Below are 19,956 nucleotides of genomic sequence, written 5' to 3'. Positions count from 1 at the left end.
GATCGTGGCCTCCGGGCTATGCACGAGTGGGCGTGCGCAGCGCCAGCATGGCGACGTCGTCGTCGTTGTCGCTGGGGCGGACCCGCTCCAGCAGCAGGTCGCAGAAGGAATCCAGAGGGCGGTGGGCAAGAGAGGCGGCGTGTCGGCGCAACCGTTCCAGTCCGTGGTCGATGGAGTGGTGGGGTGACTCGACCAGGCCGTCGGTGTAGAGCAGGACGGTGGTGCGGGGCGGCAGGACGGTGAAGACGTCGGGGCGAGGCCGGATCGTCCCGGTACCGAGCAGAATGCCGTGGGCGTCGGTGAGGTAGCGGGCACGACCGTCATGGCTGACCAGCAGCGGAGGAGGGTGGCCGGCGTTCGTCCAGCGCAGTTGCCACAGCTCGTCGTCGCCAAGAGTGAGCGTGGCCAGGATCATGGTCGCCATGGGGACCTCGGCTATGTGCTTCACGGCGTCGTCGAGCTGGGTGACGACGGCGCTGGGCGTGGCCTGGGGCTGGGACCATGTGAAGGCGCGCAGCATGTTGCGGATCTGCGCCATGCCGGCTGCGGCGTCGAGGTCGTGCCCGACAACGTCGCCGAGGCCAGGGCGTGGGAGTTGTCGGTCAGGGCGAAGGCGTCGTACCAGTCACCGCCGACGGAGGAGGCGTGCGGAGCGGGTACGTACCGCGCCGTCATGCCCACCCCGGGCACGGTGGGGAGCTGGGGCAGCAGGTGGCGCTGCATGGTTTCGGCGACCTTGCGCTGGCGCTGGTACAGACGCGCGTTGTCCAGCGCCAGGCCGGCCCGGCGGGTGATGTCCTCCAGCAGCGGCAGATCGGCGGCGGTGAAGGCGTCAGGACGTGTCGAGCGTCCCAGGGTCAGGGCTCCGAGCACGTCGCGCAGACCTCGGATGGGCGCGATGACAGCGGAGTGCATGCCCGTCTCGCTGAACAAGCGGCCCTGTTCGACCGCGATTCCGGAATCGGGCGGGCCCTGATAGGTGGCAGGGCCGGCAAGAGAGGACGCGGCGCCGCGCAGAGCCCGCGACAGGGGCATGGGGGACTCCTCCGGCACGGGGGGCATGGGTCCTTGCAGGTCCTCCCGCCCGACCAGGATTCCGTCCTTGTGCTCCGTCACCAAGGCGCGTCGAACCTCGTCTCGTTCGGTGAGCAGATCGATCACCGCCCAGTCCGCAAGCCGGGGCACCGTCAGGGCCGCCAGCCGGCGCATTGCCTCGTCCACATCCAAGGTGGACGTCAGCTGAGTGGTCGTCTCCGCCAGCAGGGCCAGGCGGTCCAGCTCCGTCAGCGGTGCGGGGACCTCATCGTCGCCCTCGTCCGATACACCCCGATTCGATCCGTACAACAGCATCAGCGCACCCGCCCCCTCCGACTCGGAGGAGAAAGGCGCGACGAGCCAGGACAGCCGGACGAGCGTGCCGTCCCCGCGGGCGAACCACTCCGAGTCGCCGTGCTCGGTTCTCCCGGCGAGAAGCGCGTCTCTCAGCTGACAGCGCGTGCGGGGCGTGGCATGCCCGTAGCTGTCGCGGTGCAGCAGGTCGTGGAAGTCCTGCCCGACGAGTTCCTCGAAGCTGCGGCCCAGCATGCTCTGGGCCGCGCCGTTGGCCGAGACGATGAGTCCATCGTCATCGACGGCAACGACAGCCGTCTGCACGTCCTCCAGCGTTGCACCAAGCAGGGCGCCAGAGGACGTCTGGGGGCCGGGCGCGGGGGAATCTCCCGTGTCGGTGCCGGATATGTCCATGGTTCTTCGTACCCCACCCGCTGGTTCTTCTCCAATTTCCTGAATCCGTTGCTCTGGACGACCGAGAAGTGCACGCCCCCGTCCGCGCCGCCATCGTCCTGGCTGATGCAGCCGTACCCCTTGTCCTCGTCGAACGACTTCACCGTGCCTGTTGCCACCGGTCCCACTTCCTAACGTCGGTGCCATGGCGCGGACATGTGACGCGCGCCGACCACAGCCCAACGAAGCGGCCCCGGCACTTGCCTTTTTCCGCACCGGCACGGCGAAATCCGCTTCGTTCCCCTGCCCTCACCCCGGGGGGATGAATCTCGCCCGCGTCATGGCTCAGCTCCTGAGACGAGACTCGTGCCACTGGCCTGCAGGCGATTCGCCAACAGCGTCATAGGCGCAGTGCCGGGCCCTCGCCGTGTCCGAGCCTGGCCGCGCTGGGCGCGGGGGAGACGTCGTCAGGGCGAGCGATCTTGTGTCGGCGGCAAGGCTTTCGTCGTCCGCAGGCGCGGGGGGCGGGAAGAGACGGTCTTCGAAGGCATCCAGGGCAAAGAGCGCCGCCCTCATCAGGATCGGCAGTGCGAGCGCGAGCAGGAGCCCGGGACCTCCCCTTGACTGGTTGGCCTGGGGCCGCTCAGGGGGCCGGACTTCAGGGTCCGGCCCAATGGTGGCATCGCCTGTCCGGTCGGCCACGGCCTGGTGCTGGGTCGCCGCCTGCCGGGTCCGGCTCGATGCGTTCGACGGGGAGCAGCCGTGGGGACTTCGGTTCCGCCGGCGGTGGCGGTGGCGGTGGCGGCGGGGGCGTCCGGTCTGGTGCCAAGCCGGCGTCGCGTGGTGCTCATGGCGGGAGCCTCGCACGGCATGGGACCCCCCCGGACGTCAGCGCGAGGCGGCCGTGCGGTCAGCTCGCCGCCGCGCTGGTGGCGGCAGGAGAACCTCCTGCCGGTGCGGTCCTCATTACCGGGGGCTGGCTTCCTCCATCGTGCCGAGAGCTTGCAGCATGGGTTTTCAGCTGGTCAGGGCCTCTTCGAGGGTGGAGTGGCAGGGGATGAGGGTGTCGATGCCGACGAGCGCCAGGACGCGCTGTACGGGTTCCTGCACGCCTGCCAGGCGTAGCCAGCCGCCTGCGTCCTGGGCGGCCCGGTGGGCGGTGATGAGTACGTTGATGCCGCTGGAGTCCATGAACGTCACGCCGCGGAAGTCGGCCACGGTCCGGGGCTCGGCCTCCCCTTCGGGTATGAGCAGAGCCTCGTGAAGGCTGTCGCGGTTGGCGTGGTCGATCTCGCCGCGCAGGACAACGATCCGGATGCCGTCGACAGCCTGGTGGTCGATCGACAGGCCGGGCCGTGCTGCTTCGTGGGTGTCGGTCACAACTTCCTCGACTGGGCTCGCTGACTGGGGATCTCTGATCCTGGCACAACGCGTGCGCACCCACCCTGCCCCAGTCCCCTGGCGAGGTACACCTATACAGTCTTTCCTCCAACACCGAGCGCGCATGTGCGGCAGGCGGCGGGGTACACGTCACGCAGCCGCGTGAACACAGGGGACTGAGGGTGGAGCCGTGGAAGCAGCCCCCGGCAGTGCGGGAAACGTCATGCCGGGCGCCGATGTGATCGAGACCGCCGTGGCCCTGGACGGCGACGGCTCCTGCATCGCCGAAGCCCGCCAGCTCGCGGTCGAATTCCTTACCCGCGTCCAGAGCGAGTACGGCGTGCCGGTGTCCGCGCGCGCCATGGACCTGACCCAGCTGGTCGTCAGCGAGCTGGTCACCAATGCGCGCAAGTACGCCCCCGGCCCTGTCCTGATGCAACTGCGCCTCGCCGGGGACCTGGTGGAAGTCGTCGTCTGGGACAGCGACCCCGTCCTGCCTGTGGCCCGCGCCGCCGACCCCGGCCGGATCGGCCAGCACGGTCTGGAAATCGTGATGGCCATCTCCCAGGAGTTCGAAGTCCAGCGCGAGCCGGTCGGCAAACGCATCACTGCCCGCATCGCCCTGCCCGATACCCCTGGCGCAGACATCACCGGCCGCCGACCCCAGTAGAGCAACCCGCACACCGCAATCATCACAACGGTCTGCGACTGAAAGAACACCAACAAGCTGCTCCGGCAGTACCTGCCCAAAGGCACGAACCTGTCGACGTTCAGCCAGGACGACCTTGACGCCATCGCGACGAAGCTTTCCCCACCAACCGACCCACTTCGTGGAGCGAAGACCACGTTCCCTTCGAAGATCTGATGGGCATCGGGCGACGCGAGCGGATGACATCGTTGCTCGACACCCCCTACTTGGTCAAAGAGTGGGAGCTGCCATCGCCGATCGTGCTTCTCTCTGGCGACGGGCACTGCTGGATCAGTCTCGACTACCGAGCCTGTGGCCCGAACGGTGAGCCATCGGTCACCTGGTTCGATACCGATCTCGACACCGAACTCGCACTCGCGAGTGACTTCAGGATGTTCGTCGAGAACCTCACTGCAGGCAGCGCCTTGGGTGTCGATCCTGGCGACTCCACATCGGCTTGACGCCAGCATTCTCTGGGGCAGGCGGGGCTCATGGTGCTTCTCCGGGGATGATCGGCATGCCCGGGGTGACCGGGAATGAAAGACACATCCCGCCTGGGACTTCGACTTCGACGACGGCGACGAACTCACCCGGCGACTGTCATGACTGGCCGCTCTGTACGATCACCGAATACTGGGCACTGATCCGCCTGTCCTGTGCGGAGATCAGCAAGTGGTGTCCTGTCCGGATAGTTGAGGGAGCTGGCGGGTGTCCGCTTTGGACTTCTACGCTCACGTCGCCGTTTGCGGTGAGGTCCGGGGAGTTGGCCTCGGTGCCGGCCCGGAAGCCTGGGAGGCTGCCCTGGGGGCGACATGCCTCGATGTTCCCGGTGGTGGCCTACTGCGGCGGGACTACGGGCTCGTGGAAATCAACTTCTCGCCGGACCAGCCAGGGCGGCAAGGGCAGATGTCGTGCTTCGGCTTCGGCGTGAAGATCCAACGGCTGCTGTACGACCAGTCCCCGAACACCGTGCCGTCCCCGCTCTCGCGGGAGTACGGGGAATTCGCACCCAGAGTCCCCTTCAAGCAACTGCAGGCCGCCATCCTGGCCCTGGGCCGCACGATCGAACTTGACAAGCACAACACTTCGAGTGACATGGACTGCTACCGCGTATCCGCGTCCGCCGCCCGCATCCACGTCGTCGCCGACCCTGACCCGTACGGGTCAGGCGACCCAGATCCAGACGGACATCAGAGGGGCGACGTCTGGTCCGTCGACGTGTGGTGACCGGCCGGCGACCTCTCGGCAGCGTCCGCGATATCTCTTCGCTACGAGGAGCGCCGGGCAGTTCAGACCAACGTGGACGAGGACCGGTTCGCCTTCGACGAGAGGCGGGGATGAGATCGAGACCCGCGTCCGCGCGCTCGTCGACGAGCTGCTGCCCAGCTGATCCGTGCCCGGCCGAGCCCCTGCTCGGCCGGGCCGGCACTTGACCTTCAAGTCGGGTCGAAGGTTTACCGTCGGCGGTGTGACGACCTACCGCATCTCGCAGCTGGCCGAACGCTCCGGCGTACCGGCCACGACGCTGCGCTTCTACGAGGACGCCGGCCTGCTGCCCGCCGACCGCACGCCGTCCGGGTACCGGGTGTACGGCGAGGACGCGGTGGAGCGCCTGGCCTTCATCTCCTCGGCCAAGCTGCTCGGCCTGGCCCTGGAAGAGATCCGCGAGCTCCTCGACGTCCGCGAGGAAGGGGTGTGTGCGTCCGTACGAGCGCGGATGCTGCCGCTGGCCGCGGACCGGATCGCGGAGACCGACGGCCGGATCGCCGAGCTCCGCGCGTTCTCCGCCCACCTGGCCGGTGTCCACACCGAGCTGTCGGGGCCGGCGCCCTCAGGGGCGTGCGGTCCGGACTGCGGCTGCACCACGACCAGCCCGGTGGCGGCCGGGCCCGTACCGATCACGTTGTCGCCCACCCGCCCGAGCCGGATCGCCGAGCCGTGGCGGGACACCCCGGTGGCGTGCACGTTGGGCGGCGCAGAGCTGGGCGTGCGCACCGAGCAGTGGAAGCAGCTGGTCAGCAAGGCGGAAGAGCGCGAGGAGATCCCCGACGGAGTACGCCTGTCCTTCCCTGCCGGGGCCGAGCTGGCCGGCGAGGTCGCGGCGCTCGCCGCGGCGGAACAGGGCTGCTGTGCGTTCTTCGACTTCACCCTGCACCTGACTCCGGCCGCTCTCCAGCTGGAGGTGCGGGCCCCCGAGTCCGCCGCCGGGATGCTGGCGGACCTCTTCGGAGCGACCGTATGACCGCATCCTCTCCCCGCCCGTCCCGGCCCTGGGGCACGCTCGGCGCTGGCGCGGCCGCGCTCGCCGCCTGCGCTGTGTGCTGCGCGGGCCCGATCCTGGCTGTCCTCGGCGGCATCGGCGTCACCTCCGCGATCGGCGCCCTGTGGATGCCCGCCCTGGCGGTGCTGGCCGTGGCTGCCGGACTCGGCGTCCTGGTCGTACGGCGCCGAAGCCGGGCGGCGTCCTGCCGCACGGCCCCGGCACCGGCCGACCTCGGCATGCCGACCCTCGGCCCGCCCCCGGACGAGGCCGGGAGTAGGACCGCTCGCTGAGCGGGCAAGCTCAAGACGGCGAGGCCGCGTGCTCATCAGTTAGTGAACGTATGCGGCAAGGGGGGCCCGTGTTTGCCGAGGGCCGGTTCGGTGCGTCATTCGGGTTGCTGTGCCGGATCCGGTGTTGACCGTCGCCAAAACGCCTGGCGGGTCCTCCGACGGCGCTGTCCTATGCCACCCGGGTGAGTCCGCGCCTGCCGAATGGCCTACTTGAGTGCTTTAGGCAGGCGCAGAGGCCCCTTGCTGCTTACCGTCACCCGAGGAACAACTCCCGATCTTCGCCATTCCGGGTCGGAGGGGTGAACCGGACAGAGGGTTCGAAGACTTAGCGGCACCGTCACCGGAGAAGGGGTGCCCGGATGCCCAGGAGGTCGGTAATGGCGACGCGAGAGCTGCGGGTTCGCCGGACACGAAGCCGGACCCGCCGTACTGCCGGGGCCTGCCTGCTCGTCGCGGGGTGTGTCATCACAAGCAGCGTGCCCTCGGCCTCGGCGAGCCCGCAAGGGGGCGCCCGCCTGTGCGCGACGGAGCCCTTCCCCCCATCGGAAAGCACTCCGCCCCCGATCCTGTCGGGCAGCGATGTGTGGAGTTTCGTCTCCGATCCGGCCCTTCACCCCATGCGGGTGAAGGTGACCGCGAACAAACCGGGGACGGCGCGCGGAGACATCTTCGTCGCCCCGTTCAGCGCGGACCAGATGGTCGGCCAGACCGGAGCACTGATTAACGACAACTCCGGCGATCCGGTGTGGTTCCGCCCACTGCCCTCCACGAACCTCCAGAACGCCGACTTCAAGGTCCAGACCTATTACGACGGCCGCAGGGACCGGGGACAACCGGTGCTGACCTGGTGGCAGGGCACCCTCGCGCTTCCCCCGGCGTATACGAACCTGCCGGCCGGTGCGCCCGAACAGGGCGGGTGCTACTACATCTACGACAGGCACTACCGCCTGCTCAAGACGGTCTTCGCGCATCACGGCTGCTACCCGGACGAGCACGAATTCACCCTGACCCGCAGGGGCACCGCGCTGTTCATCGCGTCCAAGCCCGTGCCCATGGATCTCACCCCCTACGGAGGCCCGAAGAACGGAGCCATCGAGAACAGCGAAATCCAGGAGGTCGACCTCGCCACGGGCAGACTCCTCTTCTCATGGAACGCACTAGACCACCTCGACCCCGCGGATTCCGAGGAGCCGGTCTCCAGTGCGTCGTCGTCCGACGGGGTCTGGGATGCCTTTCACATCAACTCCGTCGACGAGGGTCCTGACGGCCGACTGCTGATCTCGGCCCGGAACATGTGGGCGATCTACGACGTCACCAAGAGATCCGGAAGGATCCGCTATCAGATCGGAGGAAGGAAGAGCGACTTCACCTTCGGCCCGAACGCGGACTTCTACTGGCAGCACGATGCCCGATTCCGGCCAGGAAACCGGATCAGCATGTTCGACGACGGCTGCTGCGACCTTCCCGACGGCACCCCCGAACAGGTGTCGCACGGCCTGATCCTCAACCTCGACGTCCGCAGCCGGAAGGCAACCGTGGACAGGACCTACTACCACCAGCCGCCGCTGGAGTCACCGACCCAGGGAAACACCCAGGCCCTTTCCAACGGCAACGAATTCATCGGATGGGGCCAAAGCCCGTACTACTCGGAGTACGCGGGTGCGGGGAACACCCAGGGCAACGGCTTGCAGAACCTGCTCTACGACGCGAAGCTGCCGGGCTCCAACATCTCGTACCGAGCGTTCCGGAACGAATGGATCGGCACGCCGTACTACCCACCGAGTACCGCGGCACGGTCCGACGGCGGACACAGCGTCGTCTACGCCTCCTGGAACGGCTCGACGCAGACCAGAGCATGGCGGGTACTCGCCGGATCCGACCCCCACTCCCTGTCGGTCGTTGTCAGACGCGCCCCACGCTCCGGATTCGAGACAGCCATCACCACGAACGCCCCCGGACCGTACTTCCAGGTAAAGGCGCTTAATGCGCAGGGCAAGGTCCTTGGGACCTCCCACGTCGTGACCCTCTCCAGCCGACAGTCGACGAGGGACACCAAGAGGTAGTCGCGGCAAGGGACAAACAGAGCCAGCTCGTTGTCCGGCTCTTTACGCCGCAGCCGGTACTTCCTCTTCCGTCTCGAACTCGACGTCTAGGTGCGGGTCGAACGCGACCGGTCGCGCGGTCAGCTCCGTGGTGGCGTAGGTGCCGAACCGCATGATGTGGTCGGTCAGGTACGGGCTGATTGCGGCCAGGTCCTCCCCGGTGAACAGATACGCCTTCTCCCGCGACCTGCTGCCAGTGACGACCAGCTGCTCGCGCCCGTCCGCCACGACCTCGACCATTGCCTCGACTAGCTTGATCTTTAACCCGTGCGGCGGGGTCGTGGGGTGGTTGACTTCTTCGTTCGCTGCTTCGCCGATGGTGTTTTGCGCGGTGTGTGCACGTCGTGGCGGGGTGTGGGCCGGGTGTTCTTTCGGCCTGGTGGCCGTCCGGGGCCGGGGCGGGAGTGTTTCGGTGCTTGGGCCGGACAGGCGGCTTGTGGGCGGATGTGCCGAAAGTCGCGGCGGACTCGGGCGGGGGTGAGCCTGTCCGGTGAGGTTGGTCTCTCCCAGGGCCGACGTAGGTCGGCTGCCAGCGGGCGGGCGAGCCGCAGTTGGGTGTAGGCGGCGAGGATTAGCCAGGTCCACCGGTCGGCTGCCTCGGGGGTGCGGATCTCGGGGAGGTCCAGCCGAGGGTCTGTTTGAACAGGCGGAAGGTGTGCTCGATGTCGAAGCGTCGCAGGTATGCCTGCCAGAGACGGTCGGCGTCCGCCGGTGTGGCATCGGTGCCTGACCACCACAGCCAGACCGGCTTGGGTGTTGCTCCGCTGGGCAGGTGGGCGATGTCCAGGCGGATGACCGTCCCTTCGACGATCGGGAGGGTGCCGTCGGCGGCTGCCCAGGAGGAACGGTGGGTCAGTTTGGGGTGGAGCCGGTTCCATGAGCGGGCGGTGGCTTGGCCGTAGAGGCGTGTGTCGGTGACGGTTTCGGTGTCCGGGGTGTCCCAGGTGTCGGGCTGTCCGAAGACGAACTCGCCGCCGTGCCGGGGTGGCCGGCCCTGAGTGTGCGGCAGCCGGGGTGGGACAGCCCTGCGCAGGACGCGGTCGGAGCGCATCCGGGCCAGCACCTGCACGGGCAGGTCCCTCAGGAGGAAGCCTAGGCGGGGTGCGTCGTATCCGGCGTCCGCGACGATGAGGATGTCCGGGTCGCCCGTCTGCCACTGCCCCGCGGTGATCAGCCGCTGAAGCAGATCGCGCAGCTGCCGGGCGGTGACGGTGGCGGTGTCGTCCCCGGGCGTCAGACGCAGTGCGTCCAGCGGCGCGGTCCATGAGCTGCGGCCGGGCTCGAGCGCGCAGACGATCGAATAGGGCCAGCCGGGGACGGGGATGTGCTGGTCCTTGCCCCGGCCGTAGGTGTGGCACAGGATCCGCTGTGGTGAGGTGTGGGCGTCGGGCCGCAGCCAGCAGGTGACATCGACGGCCAGGACCAGCCGGCCGTCGGCAGCCCGTGGCAGTGGGACTTCGGCCAGTGCCCGCCGCAGCCGGCCGGCATCGATGCGTCCACGGGCCAGGGCGGCGTAGAGGCCGCCATGGCCTCGGCGGTGTTCACCCACCAGCGACAGCTCGGCCAGCGACCTCACCGGTCCGTCGCCACACAGAACGGCATCGGCCAGCTCGAACAACGCGTCCGAACGAGCGGTCAGACAGGAGTAGAACTCGCCCCGGAAGCATGACAGTTGCGCCAATGCCTCCGATCGGGAGTCGTGATGCAGCAGACTCATCCTCACGGCCTTCGTGCTGGACGTGTGTGTTCCTTGGTCGGAGCACATGTTCAGCTGAAGGCCGTTTCCGTGTACGCCGGTTACCGAACCGAGTGATCAAGTTCGACGCACCATTCGACGCCGGATGTTAAAGACCAAGCTAGTAGGGCTTGGTCAGGTTCGGAGTGGGGTGGGTATGTCGCGGTGGCAGGTGGGGCAGGCACCGGCCCAGAGAGCGAGGAGTGTCTGCAGGTCGCGGATGACCTGGTAGAGGCTCACTCCTCCGCCGCGTCTTTTGGGTCTTGCGCCAGTCGTTGCAGGGTGCAGAAGGCGTGGGCGGCGGAGACGAGGGTGACGTGGTGGTGCCAGCCGTTCCAGGTGCGGCCTTCGAAATGGGCCAGCCCGAGGGCCTGTTTCATCTCGCGGTAGTCGTGTTCGATGCGCCAGCGCAGTTTGGCCAGCCGCACCAGTGTGGCCAGCGGCATCCCGGAGGGCAGGTTCGACAGCCAGAACTGCACTGGTTCGGGTTCGGTAGCAGGCCACTCGGCCAGCAGCCAGCGTTCGGGCAGCTCCGGGCCGTCGGTGCTCTGACGGACCCCGCGTCCGGCGGGTCGCACGCGTAGGGCCACGAACCGCGAGTGCATGCGTTTGAAGCCGCTGACCGACTTGCCGGGCCGGGAGCCCTCCCGCCAGGAAACCGCCCTGGCAGCCGCCCGTCCCGCTGCGGTGACCAGGTCTTTCATGGTCTGTGCAGGCTCGGGATACTGCATTGCCGGTGGCCGTCCGCTGCCCGCATAGGCGGGCTGGACAGGCCGGGCGTCGGCCGGATGAGCGGTGTGGCGGGAGGAAATACCCACCGCATAGGGCAGCTTGCGTTCCTCCAGGCCGTGGCGGAAGGCGGTGGCATCGCCGTAGCCGGCGTCCGCGACGACCAGGGGAATGTCGATGCCCCACGACCGGGTCTCGTCGATCATGTCCAGGGCCAGCTGCCACTTCTCCACATGGCCCACCCGGTCGGGGACACCGCAGCGGGTGCGGCGGGCGACCTTGTCCGGGTCCGCCTCCGAAGACATCGGATCCCAGGACGCAGGCAGGAACAGGCGCCAGTTCACCGCGGCCGAGGCGTGATCCCGGGCCAGATGCAGCGACACCCCGACCTGGCATTTGGTGACCTTGCCCGCGGTGCCGGTGTACTGCCGGGACACACACGCCGAGGCGTCCCCGTCCTTCACAAAGCCGGTGTCATCGACGATCAACGCCTCCGCCCCGATCGCGTCCTGCATCCTCCAGGCCAGCCGGGCCCGCACATGCGCCGGATCCCACGGGCTGGAGGTGATGAAGTGCGCCAGCGCCTGACGATTGCCGTCCTCACCAAGGCGGGCCGCCATCGGCTCCACCGACTTGCGCCGCCCCTCCAGGAGAAGCCCCCGCACATACGCCTGCCCCCACCGCCGCTGATCCGCACGAAAGAACCCGTCGAACAACTCCGCCGCGAACGCCTCAAGATCCTCCCGGACCGAGGCCATCTCCTCAGGTGTCACACCACTCCAACGACGCTCACAGAGCAGTAGACACGCATGCGCAAGTGAAGATGACCAAGCCCTACTAGGGCTGGGAAGCCCGGCGTGGCAGGTCCCCATCGGGAAGGGACCTGTAGGTCACCGCGGAGGACGGCGGAAAGGGAGCACCCCACCCGGGCGCAACTGCACGATGTGGAACACGGAAACCCCGTACGGGTCCGGCCTCGTCAGCCGGTAAGCCGAAGGTAACGGAGGTCGAACCCCCGTGCGGGAACAGGATGGTCCAAGAAGCGAACGCCACCAGGGCGAAAGCCCAGGGGAAACGGCCGCCGACCAGGAGTCCCCACCTGGCGGCTCATAACCCGGTGGACACCAGCCTGTGGCTGGAGCCGAAAGGCGGCTGACGTGGACCAGGTAGGCCATGAAGAGACGATGGGCAAGCACTTGTACCGAGGCGCAAGTTGGACTGAAGGGAGGCTGCGGTGACCGAACTGGCCATCGCCGAACCCCGGATGAACGGACCCGAGGGCGACACCGAGTTCTGGCACAGCATTGACTGGAGTCGAGAAGAGACGTCTGTAAAGCGGCTGCGTCAGAGGATTTTCAGGGCTGCCCGCGAGGGTGACATGAAGCAGGTGCGCAACCTGCAAAAGCTGATGCGGCGGTCCAGGGCCAACACGTTGACGAGTGTCAGGCGGGTCTGCCAGGTCAGCACCGGCAAGAAGACGGCGGGAATCGATGGGCAGAAGGCTTTGTCTCCGGAGAAGCGGGGGAAGACGGCGCGGCAGATACTTGCTGACCCCATGTCCCACCCCCAGCCTGTGCGTCGTGTGTACATCCCGAAGGCGAACGGCAAGAGGCGCCCTCTGGGTATCCCGGTGATCCGGGACCGGGTCGACCAGGCCAGGTTCAAGAACGCTCTTGAACCGGAGTGGGAGGCCAGGTTCGAGGCCAGGAGCTACGGCTTCAGACCAGGCCGGGGAGCTTGGGACGCCATAGAGATGATCTTCAATGTCGCTGGGCGGAGGACCGCCAAGCGACTATGGGTCCTCGACGCCGACCTGTCAGCCGCCTTCGACCACATCAGTCATCAGCACCTCATGGACTCCGTCGGCCTGTTTCCGGGACGACGGCAGATCCAGCAATGGCTGAGGGCTGGGGTCATGGAGGACGGGCGGTTCGTCTCAACGCCTGAAGGCACCCCGCAAGGCGGCGTCATCAGCCCGCTGCTGATGAACATCGCACTCCATGGGATGGGAGAGGTCATCGGGGCGAACCGCCCTTGGAACGCCAAGACGACCTCGCCGACTCTGGTTCGATACGCCGACGACTTCGTGGTGTTCTGCACCACGGAGAACGAGGCGATCAAGGCCAAGCAGGACCTTGCCGCATGGCTCGAACCCCGTGGTCTCTCCTTCAACGAGGAGAAGACCAGGGTGGTTCACCTCTCCAGCGGGGTGGACTTCCTCGGGTTCAACGTCGGCAGGTTCCGCCAGAAACTGATCATCAAGCCGAGCCGGGATGCCCTGCAGAGAGCCCGGAAGAGGATCAGTACCACGGCCAGGGAGAACAGCGGCTCGCCCACTGAAAGCCTGGTCAGGGCGCTGTCACCGTTCGTACGTGGCTGGTCCACGTACTACCGGACTGTCTGTTCGAAGGAGACCTTCAACCTACTGGACGCCCACACCTTCGAGGTCCTGAAACGCTGGGCCATGCGACGGCATCGCCGCAAACCCTGGGGATGGATCAAACGGAGGTACTGGGGCACGTTCCAGCCAGGCAGGTCCAGCAAGTGGGTGTTCGGCACCCCCGAGCACTACTTGCCGCAAGCCTCCTGGATGCCGATCCAGCGACACACCTTGGTCAAGGACGACGCGTCGCCCGATGATCAGGAGCTGGAAGAGTACTGGGGGAACCGTCGACGCAAGCGGATACAGGCCGTGGGAGAGCCCAAGAAGATCCTCTCCCTCGCCTACCGTCAGCGGGGGCTCTGCCCCAGGTGCGGACTGGATCTGATCGACGGAGTCGGGTTCGACCCGGACGACGTTCAGGACTGGGCCAATTGGTTCACGGGGAGCCTCCGGGCGATTCACGTGCATCATCTGACCTACCGCAGCAAGGGCGGCAGCGACCACCCGAGCAACCTGGAGCTGATCCACACGACCTGTCATCGCCAGGCACACGCTGGCGACCGGAAGTATGACGCCCACCGGCGGCCACAGGCCAGCTTGAGCCGGATGCGGGGATGACTCGCACGTCCGGTTCTGAGGGGGCTCCGGTGCAGCAATGCCCCGGAGCTACCCGACTGCTCACGGTAGTCAACGAAGAGGGAACGACGTCACACGGTTCCCTGATCGACGACATCGTCAGGGAGGGCGCGAGGCGGATGCTGGCCGCCGCACTGGAAGCTGAAGTCAACGCCTATATATCCGAGTTGGCCGATCAGCGGGATGAGCGCGAGCACCGTCTGGTTGTCCGCAACGGCTATCACCAGGCGAGGAAGGTCACGACCGTGGCCGGGGCCGTCGAGGTGAAGGCCCCGCGGGTGAACGACAAGCGCGTCGATGAGTCCACCGGCGAGCGCAAGCGGTTCTCCTCGGCGATCCTGTCGCCGTGGTGCCGCAAGTCCCCGAAGGTCAGCGAGGTGCTTCCCCTGCTCTATCTGCACGGCCTGTCCTCTGGCGACTTTGTGCCCGCCCTTGAGCAGTTCCTCGGTTCGACGGCCGGCCTCTCACCGGCGACGGTCACCCGGCTCACCCAGCAATGGCAGGCCGATCACGCGGCGTTCGGCGAGCGTGATCTGTCCGCCAGCGACTATGTCTACGTATGGGCCGACGGCATTCACCTGCGCATACGCCTGCGGGAGGCGAAGTCGTGCGCGTTCGTGCTGGTGGGCGTGCGCGGGGACGGCACCAAAGAGCTGATCGCCGTGAAGGACGGTTACCGCGAATCCGCCGACTCGTGGGCCGACCTGCTGCGGGACTGTGCACGCCGGGGCATGCGCGCTCCCGCCCTCGCCATCGGGGACGGCGCGCTCGGGTTCTGGAAAGCCCTGGCCGAGGTGTTCCCCGAGGCCCGGCTCCAGAGGTGCTGGGTTCACAAGATCGCCAACGTCGCGAACGCCCTGCCGAAGTCCGCCCAGCCCGGCGCGAAGAAGGCCCTGCAGGAGATCTACAACGCTGAGGACCGCGACCACGCGCTCAAGGCCGTCGCCGAGTTCGCCAAGACTTACGGCGCGAAGTTCCCCAAGGCGGTCAAGAAGATCACCGACGACGTCGACGAGCTGCTGGCGTTCTACGACTTTCCCGCCGAGCACTGGGTCCACCTGCGGACAACCAACCCGATCGAGTCGACTTTCGCCACTGTCCGTCTGCGGACCAAGGTCGCCCGGGGCGCCGGCAGTCCGGCCGCCGCCCTGGCCATGGTCTTCAAGCTCGTCGAGTCCGCACAGCAGCGGTGGCGAGCCGTGAACGCTCCCCACCTCGTCGCCCTCGTCCGCGCCGGAGCCCACTTCGAACGCGGCCTCCTGGTCGAGCGACCGACGGCCGCAGCGTGATGCATGAACGACGTCGGGAGGGGCGGTCTTGGTCGCGAAACAACCGCGGCTACGTTCTGCTCAAGGTGGACACCGTCGAGGACGACGCCTGGATGTCCCAGCCAGAAGCCGCCCGCCGCCTGGGCGTCACACTCATCCGGGTTGGGATGCTCATTGCCAACCGCCGTCTGATACCGGCGGAGAACCGGGCTGGCCAGGCTGGAGTCATAGCCGCCAGCGTTCAGGCCGAGGAAACCTGGCGAGCGAACGCGAGTAGGAGGGCGAAGTTCGCCCGCCTCCTGAAGGACACGATCAACTGGTTCTGATCACTGATCCACAAGTCTTGACAATAGCTCCCCGGATGGTTTTCACGAAGGACGGACTGGAGATGCGGGAGCCGTCGTATTCGCCGAATCCCGCGTGCAGGACAAGCCGCAACTGCGGCAGGAGATAGCCGGTGCTGCATGTGACGTTGGGCCAGTCCTCAGCCATCATGCGATCCAGCTCGGACAGCAGGAAGGCTCCCACCGTGCGCATGTCCGCTGCCCCGGTGAACAGAAGCAGGCTCTCGTCGTTGTCCTGCTCTTCTCCGTAGGCCACCAGTCCCTGACTGCCAACCTGGCGCAAAGCCTGTTCCACATAGGACTGCACCAGACGCCGACCGGGATGCACCGAGGCAGCCTGGCCAACCCAGTTGAGCAGGCCGATCAGCACAGGGACGACGACCCTGACCTTGGCGGCGGGAAAGCCCGGGGCCTCCTCGTCCGTACGCGTCGGGCCCGCCGGACCGCCTACACCACCGAAGATCAGATAGTGGTGGATGATGTTGTTGTCACCAGTCACGGCGATTTCAACGTCGCCGCCGACTGCGATAGCGCGCTCGCCCGAGGCCTCAACCGAAGGTGGCGCCGACGGCGCAGGGTTAGACTCCACACGACTCTCTCTTTCGGCCATGTACACGCCCCCGGGCGCCGACAGCGAAAAGGCGTGACCCGGCGAAGACTTGGCCAGCCTAGGGTGTGCGCCGCGCCGTAGACGGCGGCCAGTTGCACGCCGCCGGTGGGCGATCGGTGTCAGGCGTTGACTGGTATCCAGGACAGATGGCAGCTGCGCAGACTCTCGCCCATCAGGGGCTCGATGTCGGTGAGGGCCGCGCCCAGGCACTCCAGCGCGTCGGCGCTGATGCGATGGACGGTCTCCTCATCCCGCTCGGCGTCCGCCGAGGCGCCAGGCATGCGCATCGTGGACACCTTGTGAACGGGATCGTATGACCACAGGCCGGCGCGCGGTGAGGTGTGGTCCAAAGACTGCGGGCGGTGACGGTGGTAGTCCATGCCGCGCCGTTGTTCCAACGCGGAAAACCTCGGGTCGACTTGCAGCAGGCAGAGCCGCGCCACAAGGTCCTGCAGCGAGGTGAGGCCGCTTGCCTCGGCTGCTGCTGGCAGCAACGTGGACCAGACGTCGCCTGTGGGGGAGAACGTCAGCCAGGCCTCCTTGAGATCGGTGCCCGGAGGGAAGCCCTGCGCCTTCTTCAGCCGTTTCGCCTGGTTTACCTCGTAAGCGGCAGCGGGGTGGCACAAAACGGTCCGCAGCACGAGGTTGGCCAGCCCGTGCGCAGCACCGAGAACGAAATGAGTACTCATCTCGCACAGGGCGCGCACCGCCATCCGCCGGCTGTGCTCCAGGACGGCCGCTTGCCGTGGATCATGGATGGCGGCGGTCCGTTGGTGACGCTGTGCGTCCTGTTCCGCGGCCCGGGCCAGGGCGAGTTGTTCTCCGATGCTGCCCATCAGCCCGTGGATTTCCACCACCCGGTTGATCAGCGGCCCGTAGCCCGTAACGCCGGCCTGCCTCAGACTCTCCTGCGAAGCCCAGCCCACTTGGGCTCCGCGACTGCTGAAGGCCTGCCAGCGCATTGCTACCGCCTCCACGGCCTCGCGCGGGTCGACGGGTGCCGCCTCGTCCTGCCCACCTGAAGGAGGAGCGAACGAGGAGAAACTCATGGCTGAGGTCCACTCTTGCGTCATCCGTGCAGCGTACGCAGCGGCTAGGACGACCGGCTCAGGAACGGCGGCGGGCCGGACGAACTGGCGCCACGCCAGGTCCTGCGGTCGCCCGCGAGGCACTTCTGCGGAGGATGCCTGGAGGGAAGGGCCATCGCGGGGAGAGACCAGGTGGGCCTCGATCAGCTGGACAGCGGCGATGAGTCCGGTCGGTCGCTCCTGGGAGAGCCACCCGTCGACTGATCGGTTGCCAGGCGGCCCACCAACGCCTTCTGCTCGTTGTGCAGATGCTGCCAGGACGCCTGCTGCTCGTGCAGCCACTGCTGGGTCTGTGCCTCTTCCGGTGCGCCGGGCCACCACACCACGCCTTCGGGCAGGCCGTGGAGATGATGGCGCGTGGCCCAGTAGTACCGCTGCCAGTCCAGGGGCCAGGGCGGGTTCCACCAGGTGTCCAGGGCAGTGAGCTGCCGGCCGAGACGCGTGGGCTGGGTGGCGGTGCGCTGGCGGTGGCGCACTTGGTTGAGCCACTTGCCCAGGGCGAACCCGTCGTGCGAGGTGAGCTGGGAGACGGCCAGGTGGCCATGGCTGGCGGCATAGTCGTGAGTAGCCTCCAGGCCATGCATCACGCTGCGGCGTCGCGCGGGCCAGGCGTGGAAGCGGTCGATCTCGGCGGGTGTGAGGCCGAGCTGGGCAAGCAACTGCTGTTGTTCCGCGGCCAGCTGGGAGTACTCGGCGATCTGGCGGCGCAGCCACCGCTCAAGCCAGCGCGGCAACCCCGCCAGATTGTCACCACCGCTGACGGGGCCGTGGGCGAGAGCGTGAGCACGGGCCCGGTGCCAGGCCCGCTGCCAGCTGATCGGCCAGGGCGGATTCCACCACACGTCCAGTTCCGCCAGCACCCGCACGTACTCAGGCGGCAAGCCGGCAGAAGCGGCGCGCAGATTCGCCAGCCATCGGCCCAGGTCGAACCCATCCTGCGGGGCGTCGGCGTGCGGGACGGCCAGATGCCCATGCCGGGCCACATACCTGCGCGCGTGACCAAGACCATCCTGGAACCGTTCCTCGGATACGGCCTTCAACCCGGCGCCCTGCCCCACGCGCCGAGGCAGCCACAGCTCGGCCCGCCACCCCGTCGACCCGGCGTGCAGTCGGAAGGCGAGTGGGGGAGGTAGCCAAGAGACGCAGCCCCGCCCCCACTTCCGCAGGCTGATGGGCCGCCTGCACCCGCCACATCTCACGGCGTGCCGAACCAGACAGCGACGGCGAGCGGACCTCGCGGGCCAGACCCCTCATCCATGCCTGCAGGGCGCTAGGCTTCTCTGTCAACTCCGCCTCTCCCAGCCAGCCGCGCTCCAGCCGCTCTCCGAGCGCGGTCACGAAACGGCCATTGTGCCGGGACCGGCGGACAAGCGGCCGTTCATCCGTCACCAGCAGTCGCAGGGCCGGATCCACCAATGCCGCCGCCACCGCGACCACCTCGGGGAAGACAACCGCGTCGCGCGCGACCAGCTGCCACCACGCTGCCGGCCACTCCGATGCCACCTCGCTTCTGCGGCTGGTGTCGAGAGTGATCCGCTCAAGGCGCTGACTCCACACCTGCTCCCGCTCCCAGAACGCCTCCTGCTGCCACCACCCGCACACCACCGCCCGCGCCACTGCGAACACAGCCCCCGGCTCCGCACCCGTGCTCGCCGCCCGCCGGGCCGTCCGCGGCCACCGGGCCTGGGCGGCAGCCAGCTCCTGGCACCCGCCCACGTCCAGATACTCCAGGTCGTGGCCATCGCCGACATCCAGTAGCCACCGCCCGTGCCGGGAACACACCCGATTCCACCGTTGCCCGTACCTCCAGACCCGCTGCATCCGGCCGCTGCGCCGGGCGGCACACGGACGGCAGCCGAAAGACACCGGCCCCCATGCCTGAGCTCCCACCCGCCACCGTGCCCATCCTCCTCCGCACGGGCCCGCTCACCGAAGGACGCTGGGCCGGCCGTCCACGACGGCAATGCCCGCGCCAGATGCGCAACTGGGGCCCCGGCCCACGCCGCGACCTGTGCCTGGGCTGTGACGTTCAGGAGCACATCGCCGTCCGGACGGCGGCCGCGCCTCTGGGTGACCGGATTCACCCACTGCCACCACCCCCACGCCAGCAGCTCGCCCACCTCAAGGCCGTAGCAGACGGCGACACGATGCAGGAACGACCATGTCGTCTCGCCCTGTACAGGCACCGCGCCGCCCGGAGCGCACCAGGCGCCGAGCTCGTCATCCTGGAGACCCATTTAGCTCCATCCTCGGCGACGGTGGTCAGGGCATTTGAGTGATCGGCCCAGGTCTGCGGGATATCTGATCGGCCGCCCATCGAGAAACGGCGCACGCAGCCGTGACCTTATGGCGTTTGATGGCGTTGACCGGGCCACCGGAGGCACTCGGGTGAGAAACCGGGACTGACTCGGCGTCACCTCCTGCCGCGAGTGCGTCCGGGAGAGCGTACGGACGGCAAGTCGGCGCGCGTGTTGTCCGCTTCGAGGGCGTCGGCTTGCATCTGGCGGTAGGAGTGGAGGAGTTCGGAGATGACGGCGGGACGGACCTCGGCCGCCGTCACGAGTGCGGCCAGCACCTGCGAACGCGACGTCTGCTCCCCGGCCGCTGCCGCGGCCCGGACCAGGACGTCCAGCCTCGTGTCCACGTCCTCCGGCCAGTCGACCAGCGTCTTGCGTCGTGGACACTGCCACAGCAATTCCACACGTCCCCCTCGCTGAC

16 protein-coding genes and 3 pseudogenes are annotated in these 19,956 nt (G+C 67.8%); 9 read left to right on the top strand and 10 right to left on the bottom strand.

The features are described 5' to 3' along the window. Positions 1-16: 16 nt before the first annotated feature. The 3 genes and pseudogenes from SAVERM_RS01630 to SAVERM_RS01625 form a co-directional block, all read right to left on the bottom strand. Positions 17-1,743 (bottom strand): annotated as a pseudogene (locus tag SAVERM_RS01630) (PP2C family protein-serine/threonine phosphatase). A 17-nt stretch (positions 1,744-1,760) separates the two neighbouring features. Beyond that, positions 1,761-1,886 (bottom strand): annotated as a pseudogene (locus SAVERM_RS39180) (cold shock domain-containing protein); the annotation flags it as partial. Positions 1,887-2,739: 853 nt separating this feature from the next. Beyond that, a complete protein-coding gene (locus SAVERM_RS01625; protein ID WP_037652984.1) occupies positions 2,740-3,102 on the bottom strand; it encodes an STAS domain-containing protein in 363 nt (120 codons plus the stop codon). Between the two features lie 223 nt (positions 3,103-3,325). Between SAVERM_RS01625 and SAVERM_RS01620 the strand changes: the two genes are divergently transcribed. From SAVERM_RS01620 to SAVERM_RS01595, 6 genes are all read left to right on the top strand, one after another. Next, positions 3,326-3,772: an ATP-binding protein gene (locus tag SAVERM_RS01620; RefSeq protein WP_037652981.1), complete on the top strand. Its 447-nt coding sequence runs from the start codon at positions 3,326-3,328 to the stop codon at positions 3,770-3,772. A gap of 194 nt (positions 3,773-3,966) precedes the next feature. Then, on the top strand, positions 3,967-4,251 hold the full coding sequence (locus SAVERM_RS01615; protein WP_010981669.1) for an SMI1/KNR4 family protein: 285 nt from the start codon (positions 3,967-3,969) through the stop codon (positions 4,249-4,251). Positions 4,252-4,498: 247 nt separating this feature from the next. Next, positions 4,499-5,017, top strand: coding sequence for a hypothetical protein (locus SAVERM_RS39175; protein ID WP_010981668.1), 519 nt, complete (start codon positions 4,499-4,501; stop codon positions 5,015-5,017). Between the two features lie 241 nt (positions 5,018-5,258). Then, positions 5,259-6,032 (top strand): heavy metal-responsive transcriptional regulator, encoded by a 774-nt coding sequence (locus SAVERM_RS01605; RefSeq protein ID WP_037652979.1) that lies wholly within the window; start codon positions 5,259-5,261, stop codon positions 6,030-6,032. Beyond that, positions 6,029-6,343: a hypothetical protein gene (locus SAVERM_RS01600; RefSeq protein ID WP_174879196.1), complete on the top strand. Its 315-nt coding sequence runs from the start codon at positions 6,029-6,031 to the stop codon at positions 6,341-6,343. Before SAVERM_RS01605 ends, SAVERM_RS01600 begins: the two co-directional genes overlap by 4 nt. Positions 6,344-6,972: 629 nt before the next feature. Next, positions 6,973-8,406: an arylsulfotransferase family protein gene (locus SAVERM_RS01595; protein WP_244905190.1), complete on the top strand. Its 1,434-nt coding sequence runs from the start codon at positions 6,973-6,975 to the stop codon at positions 8,404-8,406. 42 nt (positions 8,407-8,448) lie between these two features. Here the strand turns inward: SAVERM_RS01595 and SAVERM_RS44145 are convergent, their stop codons facing one another. From SAVERM_RS44145 to SAVERM_RS01580, 3 genes and pseudogenes are all read right to left on the bottom strand, one after another. After that, positions 8,449-8,685 (bottom strand): transposase, encoded by a 237-nt coding sequence (locus SAVERM_RS44145; protein ID WP_010981665.1) that lies wholly within the window; start codon positions 8,683-8,685, stop codon positions 8,449-8,451. A 20-nt stretch (positions 8,686-8,705) separates the two neighbouring features. Next, a pseudogene (locus tag SAVERM_RS01585) lies at positions 8,706-10,162 on the bottom strand (NF041680 family putative transposase). Between the two features lie 254 nt (positions 10,163-10,416). Then, positions 10,417-11,667: an IS701 family transposase gene (locus SAVERM_RS01580; protein WP_037644659.1), complete on the bottom strand. Its 1,251-nt coding sequence runs from the start codon at positions 11,665-11,667 to the stop codon at positions 10,417-10,419. 476 nt (positions 11,668-12,143) lie between these two features. Here SAVERM_RS01580 and ltrA point away from each other — a divergent pair, with 476 nt between their 5' ends. The 3 genes from ltrA (at position 12,144) to SAVERM_RS01565 (ending at position 15,522) form a co-directional block, all read left to right on the top strand. Further along, the gene (ltrA, locus tag SAVERM_RS01575; protein WP_010981662.1) at positions 12,144-13,910 is read left to right on the top strand and encodes a group II intron reverse transcriptase/maturase; all 1,767 of its coding nucleotides are present in this window, start codon (positions 12,144-12,146) and stop codon (positions 13,908-13,910) included. A gap of 56 nt (positions 13,911-13,966) precedes the next feature. Continuing rightward, complete coding sequence (locus SAVERM_RS01570; RefSeq protein WP_107082937.1) at positions 13,967-15,217, top strand: IS256 family transposase; 1,251 nt, start codon at positions 13,967-13,969, stop codon at positions 15,215-15,217. Between the two features lie 65 nt (positions 15,218-15,282). Then, complete coding sequence (locus SAVERM_RS01565) at positions 15,283-15,522, top strand: DNA-binding protein (protein ID WP_242432094.1); 240 nt, start codon at positions 15,283-15,285, stop codon at positions 15,520-15,522. On the opposite strand, the gene SAVERM_RS01560 is transcribed toward SAVERM_RS01565, so the two are convergent. The 4 genes from SAVERM_RS01560 to SAVERM_RS01545 all read right to left on the bottom strand — a co-directional run bounded on the left by SAVERM_RS01560 (position 15,509) and on the right by SAVERM_RS01545 (position 19,939). Continuing rightward, positions 15,509-16,150: a hypothetical protein gene (locus SAVERM_RS01560; protein WP_137951557.1), complete on the bottom strand. Its 642-nt coding sequence runs from the start codon at positions 16,148-16,150 to the stop codon at positions 15,509-15,511. The two genes, SAVERM_RS01565 and SAVERM_RS01560, sit on opposite strands and share 14 nt — an antisense overlap. Positions 16,151-16,269: 119 nt before the next feature. After that, entirely contained in the window at positions 16,270-17,223 is a 954-nt protein-coding gene (locus tag SAVERM_RS42965) for a hypothetical protein (protein ID WP_137951558.1), read from the bottom strand. Between the two features lie 158 nt (positions 17,224-17,381). Further along, a complete protein-coding gene (locus tag SAVERM_RS01550; RefSeq protein ID WP_255253749.1) occupies positions 17,382-18,296 on the bottom strand; it encodes a helicase associated domain-containing protein in 915 nt (304 codons plus the stop codon). 1,355 nt (positions 18,297-19,651) lie between these two features. Then, a complete protein-coding gene (locus SAVERM_RS01545) occupies positions 19,652-19,939 on the bottom strand; it encodes a hypothetical protein (RefSeq protein WP_010981658.1) in 288 nt (95 codons plus the stop codon). Between the last annotated feature and the right edge of the window lie 17 nt (positions 19,940-19,956).

This window comes from Streptomyces avermitilis MA-4680 = NBRC 14893, assembly GCF_000009765.2.
Lineage (GTDB): Bacteria > Actinomycetota > Actinomycetes > Streptomycetales > Streptomycetaceae > Streptomyces > Streptomyces avermitilis.
Note: the sequence above shows the minus strand (reverse complement) of the source record. Positions and strands in the feature narration are given on the sequence as shown.